The organism is Saccharothrix sp. ALI-22-I (genome assembly GCF_001984175.1).
GTDB lineage: Bacteria > Actinomycetota > Actinomycetes > Mycobacteriales > Pseudonocardiaceae > Actinosynnema.
The window spans coordinates 19,086-33,273 of the sequence record NZ_MTQP01000039.1; the positions used below are offsets into that span (position 1 = coordinate 19,086).

The 14,188-nt window shown below is 69.9% G+C and carries 12 protein-coding genes; 2 read left to right on the top strand and 10 right to left on the bottom strand.

Annotation, left to right across the window (positions count from 1 at the left end; all coding sequences use genetic code 11):
- Positions 1-52 precede the first annotated feature (52 nt).
- Positions 53-1,483 (bottom strand): glycoside hydrolase family 15 protein, encoded by a 1,431-nt coding sequence (locus ALI22I_RS04710; protein WP_202970672.1) that lies wholly within the window; start codon positions 1,481-1,483, stop codon positions 53-55.
- Between the two features lie 511 nt (positions 1,484-1,994).
- Between ALI22I_RS04710 and ALI22I_RS04715 the strand changes: the two genes are divergently transcribed.
- Positions 1,995-2,228, top strand: a complete 234-nt coding sequence (locus tag ALI22I_RS04715; RefSeq protein WP_143531963.1) for a hypothetical protein — start codon at positions 1,995-1,997, stop codon at positions 2,226-2,228.
- 55 nt (positions 2,229-2,283) lie between these two features.
- Here the strand turns inward: ALI22I_RS04715 and ALI22I_RS47305 are convergent, their stop codons facing one another.
- The 4 genes from ALI22I_RS47305 to ALI22I_RS53040 form a co-directional block, all read right to left on the bottom strand.
- Positions 2,284-3,462: an FAD-binding oxidoreductase gene (locus tag ALI22I_RS47305; RefSeq protein WP_238598110.1), complete on the bottom strand. Its 1,179-nt coding sequence runs from the start codon at positions 3,460-3,462 to the stop codon at positions 2,284-2,286.
- Positions 3,399-3,950 carry an integrase core domain-containing protein gene (locus tag ALI22I_RS52020; protein ID WP_077004357.1) on the bottom strand — a complete coding sequence of 184 codons (552 nt, stop codon included), beginning with the start codon at positions 3,948-3,950 and terminating at the stop codon, positions 3,399-3,401. The genes ALI22I_RS47305 and ALI22I_RS52020 overlap by 64 nt, the downstream gene beginning before the upstream one ends.
- Before the next feature lie 997 nt (positions 3,951-4,947).
- Entirely contained in the window at positions 4,948-5,703 is a 756-nt protein-coding gene (gene bglS, locus ALI22I_RS04740) for a beta-glucanase (RefSeq protein ID WP_077004315.1), read from the bottom strand.
- Between the two features lie 502 nt (positions 5,704-6,205).
- Positions 6,206-7,276 carry an integrase core domain-containing protein gene (locus ALI22I_RS53040; RefSeq protein WP_077004316.1) on the bottom strand — a complete coding sequence of 357 codons (1,071 nt, stop codon included), beginning with the start codon at positions 7,274-7,276 and terminating at the stop codon, positions 6,206-6,208.
- A gap of 309 nt (positions 7,277-7,585) precedes the next feature.
- On the opposite strand from ALI22I_RS53040, the gene ALI22I_RS04750 reads away from it, so the two are divergent.
- Complete coding sequence (locus ALI22I_RS04750) at positions 7,586-8,254, top strand: HAD family hydrolase (RefSeq protein ID WP_077004317.1); 669 nt, start codon at positions 7,586-7,588, stop codon at positions 8,252-8,254.
- A gap of 1 nt (position 8,255) precedes the next feature.
- Here ALI22I_RS04750 and ALI22I_RS54435 read toward each other — a convergent pair whose 3' ends face one another.
- From ALI22I_RS54435 to ALI22I_RS04775, 5 genes are all read right to left on the bottom strand, one after another.
- The gene (locus tag ALI22I_RS54435; protein ID WP_077004318.1) at positions 8,256-9,245 is read right to left on the bottom strand and encodes an alcohol dehydrogenase catalytic domain-containing protein; all 990 of its coding nucleotides are present in this window, start codon (positions 9,243-9,245) and stop codon (positions 8,256-8,258) included.
- A complete protein-coding gene (locus tag ALI22I_RS04760) occupies positions 9,246-10,514 on the bottom strand; it encodes an aspartate aminotransferase family protein (protein WP_077004319.1) in 1,269 nt (422 codons plus the stop codon).
- A complete protein-coding gene (locus ALI22I_RS04765; protein ID WP_077004320.1) occupies positions 10,514-11,941 on the bottom strand; it encodes a trehalose-6-phosphate synthase in 1,428 nt (475 codons plus the stop codon). Before ALI22I_RS04765 ends, ALI22I_RS04760 begins: the two co-directional genes overlap by 1 nt.
- Positions 11,938-12,852, bottom strand: a complete 915-nt coding sequence (locus ALI22I_RS04770; protein WP_238598103.1) for an SDR family oxidoreductase — start codon at positions 12,850-12,852, stop codon at positions 11,938-11,940. Before ALI22I_RS04770 ends, ALI22I_RS04765 begins: the two co-directional genes overlap by 4 nt.
- A 160-nt stretch (positions 12,853-13,012) precedes the next feature.
- The gene (locus ALI22I_RS04775) at positions 13,013-14,176 is read right to left on the bottom strand and encodes an MFS transporter (protein ID WP_143531964.1); all 1,164 of its coding nucleotides are present in this window, start codon (positions 14,174-14,176) and stop codon (positions 13,013-13,015) included.
- Positions 14,177-14,188 lie beyond the last annotated feature (12 nt).

Genomic DNA, 14,188 nt, shown 5'->3' on the forward strand with positions numbered 1-14,188 from the left:
GCGCAGCCGGGCCGGCGTGGTGTGCGGGATCGGTGTCGGCCTGCCACCGCGGTCACACGGCCTCGGCACGGGCTCGCATAGCGGACAGGTAGGCGGCGTAGCTCCAGGTCAGGTTGTGGACACTGCGCTCGTAGCCGGTGGTGCCGTCGAACTGCTCGGAGAGCTCCAAGTTGTCACTGTGGTAGACGACGGCCCGCACCATGGCGTCACCGGTCGCCGTCAAGGCTGCTGCTGCCGCCGCCGGGGCCGTCGACGCGTCGATGCCGGACGGGGCGAAGAAGGGTGCGGACAGGTCGTCCACGGGTACCTTGCCGCTGGACTTGATCTCGGCGGCCAGCTTGTAGTGCAGCTCGGCAACGTTGCACGTGGACAGGGCCCAGGGGTGACCGCCGAGCACCGGGTCGGATGTGTCACCGTCGTAGACGTCGCCGGGGTAGCGGCCGAACAGCGGCCCGATACCGAAGTTTTCCCTGTCCGCCTTGTTGATCGGGTAGAAGGCGATGCCGCCCTCCTCCCATTGCGAGCGCAGCTGGGCCGCCGTGGCCAGCAGCTTGGTGTCGGTGACGGGAACGGCGCCGTAGACGGCCGACTGGACGATGTCGATGTTCGGGTCGTAACCGCTGACGACCGGATCGTGGGGTGATGGCTGGGCCCCGTTGCCGGGGTCGGCCATCACGCTCACGTACTTGCTCCCGTCCCAGTGGCCCGCGAGGGCCTGGCGTAGCCAGTCGACGGCGGGCCGCAGCCCGGCCGGCTTTTCGATGCCGGCGATGGTCGAGGCCTGGATCTCCTGGAAGCAGCGCAGCTGGGCGGATCGGGCGAAGAAGCTATAGCCGCTGTGCTCCTCCCACAGGTTCGTGGTGGGGTCCTCGTAGACGCCGAGGAGGAAGGCCACGTTCGAGTTCACCAGGTCGACCGCCCGCTTCCGGGTGTCGGGATCGAGCTGGTCGTAGGCGGCCAGGATGGTGATGGACTGCAAGGCCGGACCGTCGTTCTGCTCGGTCCACGGGCGGACGTCGCCGGCGATGGTGAAGCAGGCGTGACCCTTGGTCCACGGCGGCTGGGTGTTGGAGTGGCAGAGGTCGGCGAACGTCACGTAGTCGTTGAGTGTCTGCACCGCGCCGCTCGGGCCGGTGGGCATGTCTGCCTTGGCCACCTCCATGGCCGTGATGGCCCCGTCGCGCACCCAGTTGAAGACGTAGTCCTGGTCGATGCCTGGCGTGTCGGCAGGGAAGGACGGGGCGGCGATGATGCACCCAGGCTTCGAATCCCGGGAAATGTCGTCCGGCGACTGTGGATCGCTGTAGACGAAGCCGTCACTGGCGATGTTCCGGAACATGAAGGTGTACATGATCGGCACGAGCGACGCCAGATCGACCGCTCCTGGAGCGAAGGAGTTTCGGACGTTCGCCCGAGCCAGGGGTGTGCCGGCGGATCGGTTCGTGCGGGCGGGCATGTCGAGCGTGGTGGTGGACTCGAACATTGCTGGACTCCGTTGTATTTCGAGCGGATTCGTCGGATCGGGCGGATTCGTCGGATCGGGAAGCGGTGAGTTCTTCGGCCGGTCCAAGCCGGTAGCAGGCTCCTGTCCATGTGATGACCGTGACGTCGGGGCGAAGCCTGCAGATACGTCAGGAAATTTTTAGGCGCGAGCCCGAGCTGGCTCGCCGCCGAGCCAGGAGCGACCGTCAACTAGGCAGCCCCGTTATCCCGCCCCGCCGACGCCTCCAACTGATCCAATGCTCGGCCTCGGCCCAAAAGAACGTCAAGACTCGGAATCCAACTCCACCCAATGGTGTTGACGCCGGGTCGGAAGCAGGGCCGCTGTACCCGGCGAGCCGCGCGGCGTTCTGGCGCCGGCGCCCAACCGGGCCGTTGCGTGGCTGGTCCACTTCCCGTCGGTGTCCGGACGGCTGATGGTGCGGGCGTTGCTGGCCGAGTGCAGACATGCCGCTTGACCTGCGGCAAAGACTTTCGAGCGGCACAGGATGAGGTTGTCGGCAGGCACAGGGTTCCAGTCCGGCGAGGTGACCGGGATCAACGACTCGTCCATCTCGGTGACGAGCACCGACGGCTACACCAAGACCTACACGATCGACGGTGACATCGTGAGCCGGTTGACCGACATCGCCCAAGGCGACACGGTGACCGTCGTCTCCGAGGACGGCACGGCGCAGTCGATCACCGAGGCGGGCGCGATGCCCGGCAGTCAACCTCCGACGCAGTGAGGGCGGGCAAGAAGGCGGACTCGCCCGACCACAGCGGCGAGTTCGCCTCGTCATGTCAGTCCGTTGTGGTCTGTGGGTGGATGTTCTTGTTGAGGTGGAAGAGGTTGGTGGGGTCGAGTTCGCGTTTGAGGGCGGCGAGGCGGGCCATCTTCTGTTCGCCGTAGGCGTCGGCGACCCGGCTGGCGGGCTCGTCGGCGTCGAGGAAACCGGGGTGGGTGCGGCCGTCGGAGAACGGCCGGATGGCATCCCAGCCGTCCCGCGTCCAACCGGTGTGGGATGCGGCGTTGCCTGGGTCGTTCCACGTGGATTGGAACATGCAGAAGAACCGGGCGTCCCGGCTGGGGAACGCGGTGCCGCCTTCCGCGACGTGACCGATGGCGCCTTCGAGGTGGATCAGCTCGATCAGGCACTGCGGCGACACGGCGGCGTCGGCGTGCCGGGTGAGGGTCGCGATCGCCTCGTCGCCGAGTTCCGGGAGGTAGCCGGTGCGGATGCTCTGGTGGTAGCCGTAGTCGCCGGCGGGCATGCCGTCGAACATGCTTTGCAGCGCCAGGTAGGGCATCGGCGCGATCATGTCGGCCGCCGGCGGCCCGAACTCGCGCAGCGGGCGGAGCGCGTCGTCGGCCTCCTCGGGCGGGCCGCTGAAGCACACGCCGATCGCTACCGCGGGCGCGCCGTGCAGCGATTCGGGCAGCTCAGGCATCGGTGGCGCGGTGAGGAAGATGACCGTGGAGGTGATGGAGTCGGGCTCGGTCGCGGCGAACTCGCGGTAGAAGGCGAGCACGTCGGCCAGCCGGTCGCCCGGGTGGATCAGCAGCCCGGCCACGACCTGGTCGACCGGGTGCAGCCGAAGCTCCAGCTCGGTGACGATGCCGAAGTTGCCGCCGCCACCACGCAGGCCCCAGAACAATTCCGGGTTCTCGTGCTCGCTCGCGGTGAGCAGCCGCCCGTCGGCGGTGACCACGTCGACCGACAGCAGGTTGTCGACGGTCAACCCACGGCGGCGCATCAGCCAGCCGAGGCCGCCGCCGAGCGTGACACCGGCCACCCCCGTCGTCGAACACTGCCCACCCGTCGTCGCCAGGCCGAACGCCTGCGTCTCCCGGTCCAGCTCCGCCCACGTGAGGCCTGCGGGGTGCCAGAAGTCAGCCGTGTGGCCTGACCTGCGCGTTAAGCTGCGGCGGGTTCGTACTCGTTGATCAGGCCGCCGAGGACTGGTCGGCGGTGTACCGATGTGCGGCTCGGTTGCGGAATCGGATGGTCCGGTCGTGGTGGTAGGAGTTCGTGGGCTCGGTGTGGGCGGCGGTGGTTGTAGTGAGCCGCGTATCGGTTGAGCACTGATTTGAGGTGGTGCTCGTTGATGATGAGCAGTCGGTCGGTGGCTTCGCGTCGGACGGTGCCGTCGAACCGTTCGGCATAGCAGTTCGCCCGCGGGCAGCGTGGCGGAATCTTCACGACCTCGATGCCGGAGTCGGTGAGGACGGCGTCGAACGAGACGGTGAACTGGCCGGCCCGATCCCGGATGAGGAACCGGAAGCGATCGGCCCTGTCGTCGAGGTCCATGAGCAGGTTGCGGGCTTGTTGGGTGGTCCAGGGTCCGTCGGGGTTGGTGGTGGTGCCGAGGATGTGGACGTAGCGGGTGGCCACTTCGAGCACGAAGAACACGTAGACCCTTTTGAGGGTGACGGCGCAGTCGACGTGGAAGAAGTCGCAGGCCAACATGCTCGTGGCCCTGGGTACGCAGGAACCGTCGCCACGAGGGGTCGGTGTCACGCTTGGGCGCGGAGGGTATGCGTAGGCGCTTGAGCACACGGCGAACCGTGGACGCGGCTACCCGGTGCCCTGGTTTGAGCAGCTCGCCCTGGATCCTGCGGTAGCCCCAGCCGGTGTTCTCCCGCGCCATCCGCTCGACCAACGCCACCACGGTGTCGTCGACCGGTGCGATTCGGGTGGGTCCCCTTCTTCGCGATCAGGCGCCGATGCCATCGCAGGACGGTGTCCGGTGTCGCCAACCGGCGCTGGCGCAGCAGCCGAGGGAGTTGCCGCACGAGCGCGGCGAGCACCGCGCGATCGGCCCACTCCAGCCGGGGGCGAGGATTGGTCCGGCGCAGCACGGGGACCTCGTGCCGCAGCACCAACAGCTCGGCGTCCTTCGCTGCGGAGGACCGGCCGAGCAGAACCAGCCAACCGACGAGCCGAACGAAGATCAGGTACAGCAGTCGTAACGCCACGTCTCACGATCATGCTCCTGCGGTTCGTGGTGCGCGATCCCCGCAGCTCAGCGGTCCAGCGCAGAGTTCTGACACCCCACAGGCCACACCTACGGGGCAGCCATGACCCTCCGGGAACTTGGCAACGCTCAACACGAGATCGGCCGGCTAGACCAAGCCCGCGCATCGTGGCACAGGGCACTCGCCATCCTGGACCGGCTCCACTCACCCCGGGCCGCCGAACTCCACACCCGGCTCGCCACCCTCGACAACCCAAGCCCACCAGCACCATGATCAGCCACAGCATCCCGGGCACGCCTCGGTGGGTGGTACTGCGCACGATGGCCCGAAGGCTTTGTCCGGGGCGGCGAAGGTCGCCCCGGACAGTGCCTCCAGACGATTTGGCTCTCCTGCTGGTTTCGTGGGTGGCTCTGGACTGCTGTCGGCCGGCGAACGCGTACCGCCAGGTTCGCTGGCCGGCGCTGATGTCGGGGTGACGGACCTCGAACTCAGTACTTCGTGTAGCTGACCGAGTCGTATCGGGCGGTCAGGGGTGTGCCGGGGTATACGAAGGGGCCGAGCCAGTCGTCGACGCCGATGCCGGGCCAGAGGTTTGCCATGATGCGCTGCGGGCGGGTGGGGAGCGGGCCGCGTGACCCGGTCTCCTGGTGGACGAGGCGGCCGTCGACGAACCAGTTGATCGTGCCCCTGTTCCACCACTCGATGGCGTAGGTGTGGTAGCCGGTGGAGGCGTCGAATCCGAGGTTGATGATCGTTTCGTGTCCGCCGACGCCGTTGGTGAAGTAGTTGGTCTGCATCTGGGTGGTGTTCTTGCCGAGGATCTCGACGTCGATCTCGTCCCAGGGCTGGTTGTCGCTCGGTCCGGTGTAGGTGAAGAACGACGTCACTGTGCCGGGGCGTTTGACGGCCATCATCCGCACCTCGAACCGGCCGTACGAGTACAGGTCGTTGGAACGGAACTCGCCGGAGGCGTAGGGCTTGCCGGAACAGCCGCCGGGGCACGTGGCCTTGTCCAGGTTGATGCCCGTGACGCCGCCGTTGGACCAGACGTGGTCCGCGCGCCAGCCGACGTTGAACATGCTGCCGTTGCTCCAGCCGTCGGCCTTGTGCCAGCGACTGGTGTCGAACCAGTTGAAGTGGTCGACGAAGCTGCCACCGATGGCGGCGTGGGCGGTGGGAGAGAGGTGGACGGCGGCGAGAGCCATTGTCGCGGTGAGGACGAGCGTTCGGATGAGGCGTTTCATTGGCTGCTCCGGTTTCTGGAGGCGACTGCCGGCGGCGGTACATCGTGGGCGGGGATTGCGGGCGCTATATGAGAGCGCTCTCACATTTGTGATTAACGGTCCGCGCTGTCAACCCTGAAAGAACCGATCGACACCGTTCCGTAACTTGTCGGGTACTTTCCGCATTGGAGGCGTGACGGTGTCGCCCGGCGGCGCAGACGCCGATATCAGGGGCGCCCGACCGGATCGATCCGACGGTCCCGCGCCGTCGCCCGGCCGAGCGTCGCGGCAGGACTCGGCGATCCGCGAACCTCCGTGCGGCGCAAGGGTTCCGCGGACCGTTGCGCTGTCCGGCCGCCGCCGCCGCGGGCGCGCGGAGGTTACCGTTGATCGATCCAGTACCACTTCAGGACATACTCGCAACGGAGCAATCATGCCCGACTTACGCGCGTCGCTGGCCGTGTTGGCGCTCGCGACAGCCCTGTGGGGCGCCAAAAGTCGGCCATATGGTCTGACCTGCGGGTTAGGCGGCTGTGGGTTCGTACTCGTTGATCAGGCCGCCGAGGACTGGTCGGCGGCGTATCGATGTGCAGCCCTGTTCTGCGCTCGGGTGGTCGCGTCGGGGTGGGGTGAGTTGTCGGGCTTGGTGGGGTCGGCGGTGGTTGTAGTGGGCCACATAGCGCTGCAGCACCGCCCGCAGGTGGTGTTCGTTGATGATGGGCAGGCGGTCGGTGGCTTCGCGTCTGACGGTGCCGACGAACCGTTCGGCGTAACAGTTTGCCCAGGGGCATCGTGGCGGGATTTTCACGACCTGGATGCCGGTGTCGGCGAGGACGGCGTCGAACGAGGTGGTGAACTGGCCGGCCCGGTCGCGGACGAGGAACTGGAAGTCGTCAGCTCGGTCACCCAGGTCCATGAGTAGGTTGCGGGCCTGTTGGGTGGTCCATGCCCCGTCGGGGTTGGTGGTGGCGCCGAGGATGTGGACGTAGCGTGTGGCGATCTCGATCACGAAGAAGACGTAGACCCGCTTGAGGGTGAAGGCACAGTCAACGTGGAAGAAGTCGCAGGCCGACATGCCGGCGGCTTGGACGCGCAGGAATCGCCGCCAGGAGGTGTCGCTATCACGCCTGGGTGCGGGCGGGATGCGCAGGCGCTTGAGCACGCGGCGGACGGTTGACGCGGCTACCCGGTGGCCGAGCTTGAGCAGCTCGCCCTGGATCCGGCTGTAGCCCCAGCCGGCGTTCTCCCGGGCCATTCGCTCGATCAACGCCACGATGGTGTGGCCGATCGGGGGTCGGCCGGTGCGGTTCGGGTAGGTCCACTTCTTCGCCACCAGGCGACGGTGCCATCGCAGTACGGTGCCCGGCGTCACCAACCGGTGTTGCCGTAACCAGTCGGGTAGGCGTCGCACCAACACGGCGAGCACAGCGCGGTCGGCCCAGTCCAACCGCGGGCGAGAGTTGGTCCGGCGCAGCACGGCGACCTCGTGCCGCAGCACCAGCAACTCCACGTCCTTGGCCGCCGATGACCGGCCGAGCAGCACCAACCAGCCGACGAGCCGAACCAAGATCAGATACAGCAGTCGTAACGCCACGTCCCACGATCATGCCTCTACCACCCATGATGCGCGATCGCTGCAGCTCAGCGTCCCAATGCAGAGTTCTGGCACCCCACAGGCGGTGTCTACCGGCGGGACTACTACACCTATGCTCTCGTCAAGGATCGATGACGTCCTCCGGCAGCAGCCACAACGCGCCGACCGGTGCGCGAGTCACAGCACCCCGACCGATCCGACGAGGTCGCCGGGCTCGTACTCGACCGGATCACCCCGCCGCGACCGTGAGCCGCGATGTGCTGCTGGTCGGACGGCCGCGCCGCGCCGGAAATTGCTAGCGTCGGAGGGGTGGATCACGACAGCACTTTCGGCGCCGTCCTGTTCGACTTCTCCGGCACGCTGTTCGACGACACCTCCGTCCTCGACCCCGCCGCCATCGCCGCGACCGGCGTCGATCTCGGCGGGTCGACCGCCGTCGAGGTGGTCCGGCGGGTGCTGACGCACGTCGACTCGCCTGCCTCCCTGGAAGCACGCCGGGGTTGCGACGTGTCGCAGGAGGCCCACCGCGCGGTGTGGACGCGGCTGATCGCCGAATCCGGGCCGTTCGCGCCGGATCTGGTCGACGCCGTCTACGCCGCGTTGACCGATCCGGCCGCGTGGACCCCGTACCCCGACACCGCGGTTGTGCTGGGGGCGTTGCACGAGCGGGGCGTCCGAATCGGTGTGCTGAGCAACATCGGCTGGGACATCCGGCCCGCGCTCGCCGACGCCGGCGTGCTGGATCTGCTCGACGCGGTGGTGTTGTCGTGCGAGCACGGCGTGGAGAAGCCCGATCCGGCGTTGTTCGCGTTGGCGTGTGAGCAGATCGGTGTGGCTTCCGGTCGGGTGTTGTACGTGGGCGACGACCCGGTCAAGGACGGCGCCGCGGTGCGGGCGGGTCTGCCGGTGTACCTGTTGCCCGCCGAGCGTTCGGTGGACCGTGAACGAGGGTTGGGCACGGTGCTGCGGCTGGCGTGATTCACGGCCGTACCAGCACCTTGCCCAGGTACCGGGTCGCCGTCAACTCCCGCAGTACATCCGGGAGGTCGACCAGGTCGACCTCCCGCGTCACCAGGCGCTCCACCCCCACCCGGTCGTGCGCCAAAGCCTCCAACGCCAGTGCGAAATCGGTCGGACTGGTGCCGTAACTGCCGCCCACGACCACCGGCTTGCCCCGCCACCGCACCGGAACGGCCAGCTCGCCGCGTCGCACCCCGTCCAGGTCGCAGTCCAGCCCCGACAACCGGTCCCCGGCACGGGTGCCGCCGTAGAGCAGCACCAACCCACCGGGACGGACCAGGCGCAACGCCTCCTCCAACAGCTCCGGGAACACGAAACTGGCCGCCACCACGACCACGTCCTGGCTGTCGGGGGCGACCCGGCGCGCCACCTCGTCCGGCAGGATTCCGTTGTCCCGCAGGAACCGCAGCCGGTCGGGACTGCGGTTGCGCAGCGCCGCCACCGCGCCCGCCCGCCGTGCCAGCGCCGTGATCAGCACCCCGGCCACACCCGCGCCCAGCACGCACACCGCCGTGCCGCGCAGGTCCGTGCCGCGGTGCCGGGCGGCGGTGGTCAGGCAGTGCGCCGCGCACGCCGCGGGCTCGGCGAACACCAGGCGCCGAGCGGACACGCCCGACGGGGCGACCGGCAGCGCCCGCGCCACGGCGTCCTCCTCACCGCACACCCACAGCGCACGGGCGAACCCGGTCCCACGTCGCACCGGCGGGTTCGGGTCCAGGCACACCCGGGTGCCCGGCGGCAGCCGCGCCGTGGAACTGTCCACCACCTCGCCCACCAGTTCGTGCCCGAACTGGCCAGGGCCGCCGCGGGTGCCCGCGACCTCCTTCAGGTCGGAGCGGCACACGCCCATCAGCTCGGTGCGCACGAGCACCCCGTGCGCACCCTCGTGCCGCACGGGCGGTTCGGCGGACAGCACCGGTCCCGCCGCCGACAGCTGCACCGCGCGCACCTACAGCATCTCCAACGCCTCGCCGAACCGGTCGGCGATCAGGTGGGCGTCCTCGACGGTCAGCACCAGCGGCGGGCGCAGCTCGATCACGTTGCCCTCGCCGTGCTCGGACACCCTGGTGATCACCCCGCGCGCGGACAGCGCCTTGTTCAGCGCGGCGGCCAGGCGCGGCGAGCGCGACCCGTCCGGCTCGGCCAGCTCCACGCCCAGCATCAGGCCGACGCCGCGCACCTCGTCCAGGCACGGGTGGTCGGCGCGCAGCGCGGTCAGCCGCTCCAGCAGCACCGCGCCGGTGGTCCGCACGGTGGCCAGGAACTCCGGCTGCCGCACGATCTCCAGCGCCACGGTCGCCGCGGCGGCGGACAAGGTGTGGCCGCCGTAGGTGAAGCCGTGCATGGACCTTGGCATCCCCACCAGGTGTTCCTCGGTGAGGATCGCGGCCAGCGGCAGGCCGCTGCCGGTCAGCCCCTTGGCGGTGGTCAGGATGTGCGGGCTGACCCCGAAGTGCTCGGCGGCGAAGAGCCTGCCGGTGCGGCCCATGCCGGTCTGGTTCTCGTCGAAGATCAGCACGATCTCCCGCGCCTCGCAGAAGTCCTTGAGCCGCTGCAAGTAGCCCGGTGGAGGCACGACGTTGCCGCCTACGCCGCTGATCGGCTCGATGATCATCGCGGCGACGCTGCCGGAGGAGGCGTAAGCGATGAAGTCCTCGATGCGGTCGACGCACCACAGCCCGCACGAGTCCGGTGTCTGGCGGTAGAAGCAGCGGTGGCAGTACGGTTCGGGTACCCGCACCGCGCCGGGCATGTGGTAGGGGAACGGAGCGCGCATCCGCGACGTGCCGTTGTAGCTGGCGGTGGCGATGCTCTGGCCGACGTGCCCGCGGAACGGCACGATCACGTCGCGCTTGCCGGTGTGCCACTGGGCGATCTTGATCGCGCCCTCGTTCGCGGTGGAGCCGCTCGCGCTGCGCAGGTTGACCCGCGTCAGGTTCGCCGGGCTCAGCTCCACCAGCTGCCTCATCACCTCGTTGGTCGGACCGGTCTGGAACGACGAACTGGCGAACACCAGGTCGTCCGCCTGCTCCTTGACCGCCGCGACCACGGCCGGGTGGTTGTGCCCCAGCACCAGGTTGAACGTGCCGGACACGCAGTCGAGGTACTCGCGGCCGGTGGAATCCCACACCCGCACGCCCTCACCGCGCACCAGCAGCGCGTCACCCAGCTCGTAGTACGCGTGGTCGCGTGGGTCGATGCCGGTGAGCGGGTTCATCAGCGCAGCCCCAGGCTCTCCAACTGGTTGTCCACCCACCGCTCCAGCGTCCAGGGCCGTGCGGTGTCGCGGCGCGCCCGCGCGGCCTCGGCGCGCCGCTCCGGCGGTGCGAGCAGCCCGGCGGCGATGGCCTCGGCCTGCTCCACGACGTCCTGCGGGTTCACCGTGCGGCACACCGGGCCCAGGATCTCCGCCGCGCCCGCCATCTCCGACAGCACCACGTCCGCGTCGCGCCGGTTGACCAGCGGGGCCTCGAATACGCTGAGGTTCTGACCATCCACGGTGGAGTTGAACACGAGCAGGTCGGCCCGTTCGAAGCAGCCGAAGGTGTGGTTCACGTCGTTGTCGCAGTGCGTGCGCACGGAGTCCTCGCCCAGTTCCGCGTTGGCCGCGGTGACCTCCTCCTCGACTCGTCGCACGTAGTCGGCGTTGGCCTGGACGTAGAGCCGGTTGGGGTTCATGCGCACCAGCATCCGCGTGCCGCGCAGCTCCGGGTTGTCCTGCACCGCTTTGACGAACGCCCGCACCGCGCGCCAGGCGTTCTTGATCGGATCGGTCCGTCCTGAGTGGACGACCAGTCGGTGCTGACCTGCCCACTCGGCGATGCCCTCGGGCAGCTTGGAGTCGCGTCGCGTCAACGTCTCCGGGCTGTAGCCGAGGGGCTGGGTGCGCACCCTCGTGGTGCGCCCGCGCAGGCGGACCACCGCGGCGGAGTGGTCGACCTCGGCGTCGGGCAGCAGGTCGGCCACGCAGGACAGGAAGTTCGCCGTCCACCGGCTGGTGAAGAACCCGATGACGTCGGCGGCCAGCATTCCCTCCAGCACCTCGACGCGGATGGGCTTGGGCAGGATGCGCCAGTAGTCGGCCGACGGCCACGGGATGTGCACGAACAGCAGGATCGGCGCGTCCGGCCGGTGTGCCCTGATCCGCGCGGGCACGCACACGAGCTGGTAGTCGTGCACCAGGTACACCGGGTCGGGGTCGTCGGCGGACCGGGTGACCATCTCGTCCGCGAAGTCGGCGGTGAACTCGGCGAACCGCTCCCACGCGCCCCGCGTCGCCGGGCCGAAGGTCGGGGTGGTCCAGCGGTCCCAGCCGTAGTTGTTGCCGGCCCACATCAGCTCGGCGGTGAGGAAGTCCTGCACCACGCGGAACGTCTCGCGGTCGTGACGCAGGTGGTGGACCCGGATGGTGCGGCCCGACGGCAGCTCCACGACCGTGCCGTCGGGGTGCTGCTCGGCCGCGCGGTGGTCGTCGTCGGTGTCGGCGCTGACGATCCACGACACGTCCAGGTACCCGGCCTGCTCGGCGACGACGTTGCCGGTGCCGCCGGGAGCCAGCCACGCCCGCAGCTCACCGGTGTCCTCGTCCGGCGCGTAGGTGACGACGGCCCGCTTGCTTGCCAGGAACAGGTGCTTGTCGGTCAACGGTCCTCCACTGCTCGGTGCGTCTGGTCCAGTGCTTCGGACAACCTCCGCGCGTTCTCGTCCACCCCCAGGGGCTCCAGCCCGACCAACTCCGGCAGCCGGGCTGCCCGTTCGCTGTGCAGGCAGGCGTTCTCCGGGCGGCAGGAGTAGGGGCCGTCGGCGCGCTTGGAGGGCCGCAACAGGCTCGCGTCCAGGTCGAGCACGGCGGCGATGCGCAGCGCCCACTCGTGCCGCGTCAGCCGATCCGGCCCACCCAGGTGCAGCAGTCCCGTGCGCCCGGCGGCCAGCAGCGCCGCTGTCCAGGCGGCCACGTCGTCCACGTGCACCGGGGTGTTCCAGTGGTCGTCCGGTACCCGGAGCTCGCGGCCGGCACGGAGGGTGCGGACACAGGTCGTGGCGAAGTTGGGCCGCAGCCCGTCGGGATCCCAGCCGTACACCAGGCTCACCCGCAGCACCAGCGCCGCGCCGGTGTCGAGCAACGTGCGCTCGGCGGCGAGTTTGGCCGTGCCGTAAGCGTTGGCGGGACTGGTCGGGTCGGACTCGCCGCAACTGGGCCGGGTGCCGTCGAAGACGTTGTCGGTGGAGATCAGCAGGACCGGGCGGCCGTCCGCGGCGTCGGCGAGGTTGCGAGCCCCACCCGCGTGTGCGGCCCTCGCGGCTTCGGGGTTGGCCTCGCACCAGGTGATGTCGGAAGGACCGTGCACCACGACCACGGAGTCGGGGGAGTGTTCGCGCACCGCGACCCGGCAGGCGTCGGCATCCCGCACGTCCAGCGGATACCAGGGCAGCCCGGCCGCGGACGCGGCGGCGGGACGTCGTCGTGAGCAGACCACCGCGTGGTCGCCCCGCCCGAGCAGGTGCGCGGCGATCGTGCCGCCGAGGTAGCCGCTGCCGACCACGAGCGCCTTCACCACACCGCTCCCCGCCCCGGCCCGCCTCGGCCGTCGGTGTCGGGGCGTACCGGGCGTCGCGGCGGTCGGTACGCCTGCTGGTCGGCGCTGAGGTTCTGGGAGGAGCGGAGGTTGCCGCAGACGCACCAACGACCGCGGTGCCGCTCGGCGCAGCGCCCCCTCACCGTGCCACCGCCGCGGGTGCGCGCACCACCGCGGACGCGACGGCCACCACCAAGCCGCCGCACGCCACGGCGGTCAGCGCCGTGGTCAACCCCCACGCCCCGGCCAGCACGCCGACCACCGGCGGGCTGACCAGGAAACCCAGGTACGACAACGTGGTGACGGCGGCAATGGCACCCGGACGGCGCGCGTCGTCGACCGCCGCGCCTGCCAAACCCAGCAGCGTCGGCAAGGCCGGGGCCAGTCCCACGCCCGCGACCGCGAAGCCGGCCAGCGCGAGCACCGACGGCAGCCCGGCCGCGGCGGACAGCGCCGCCGTGCCGACGCCGACCGCGCCCAACACGCCCCCGGCCAGCAGCAGCACCCGGCCGGAGACCCGGTCGCCCCGCCACTGGGCCAGCAGCCGACCCGCGAACAGGCCGGACATGTAGCACGCGGGGGCGGCGCTGCCCAGCAGCGGACCGGCACCCAGGCTCTCCTCCAAGTGCAGCGCACCCCACTGCTCGACGGCGTTCTCCAGGAACAGCACTACCGCGGCGAGCAGCCCGAACGCGATCAGTAGCGGCGCGGTCGAGCGGTGTGCCCCCGGTTCGGCGGCCGGAGCGCGCCACCCGGAGCGGTCCACCGCCAGGAGCGCGCTGAGCAGTACCAGGGCGGCGATCACCAGCAACACCGGCAACGGTCCCGCGCCGCCTTGCCGGGCCAGGCCGACGGCGGGCGCGGCCAGCACCATGGCCAGCGGGGTCGCGGCGTGGACCTTGTTGAACAGCCGCACACCGTGGCGCGCTTCGTGGGCGGCGGTGGTGGTGTTGAGGGCGACCTCGATCGCCCCGGAGGTGGCGCCCACCAGCAGCAACGCCCCGGCGAAGGTCAGCGGCGAGGTCGCCAGGCCCGGCAGCGCGCAGGCCACCGCGAACGCCGTCAGCACCACCGGCAGCGTCCACGCCCGCAGCGCGCGGACCAAGGGCGCGGTCGCGACCATGGCCGGCAGCGCACCCGCCGGGATGCCGAACAGGGCGAGGCCGAGCTGGGTGTCGGTCGCGCCGACCTGATCCTTGAGCCCCGGCAGCAGTGCGGCCCAGCTGCCCCAGAACAGGCCCCAGCTCGCCGCTGCGGCGATCAACCCCACGTGCAGGGGACGTCCGGCTGGGATGACCGGCACGAATGACCCTCC

What these genes read in the sequence shown, in the direction of transcription:
- ALI22I_RS04710 (WP_202970672.1), bottom strand. Translation starts at nt 1,483, where the DNA reads ATGTTCGAGTCCACCACCACGCTCGACATGCCCGCCCGCACGAACCGA.
- bglS (WP_077004315.1), bottom strand. Translation starts at nt 5,703, where the DNA reads ATGAAACGCCTCATCCGAACGCTCGTCCTCACCGCGACAATGGCTCTC.
- ALI22I_RS04760 (WP_077004319.1), bottom strand. Translation starts at nt 10,514, where the DNA reads ATGAACCCGCTCACCGGCATCGACCCACGCGACCACGCGTACTACGAG.
- ALI22I_RS52020 (WP_077004357.1), bottom strand. Translation starts at nt 3,950, where the DNA reads ATGTTGGCCTGCGACTTCTTCCACGTCGACTGCGCCGTCACCCTCAAA.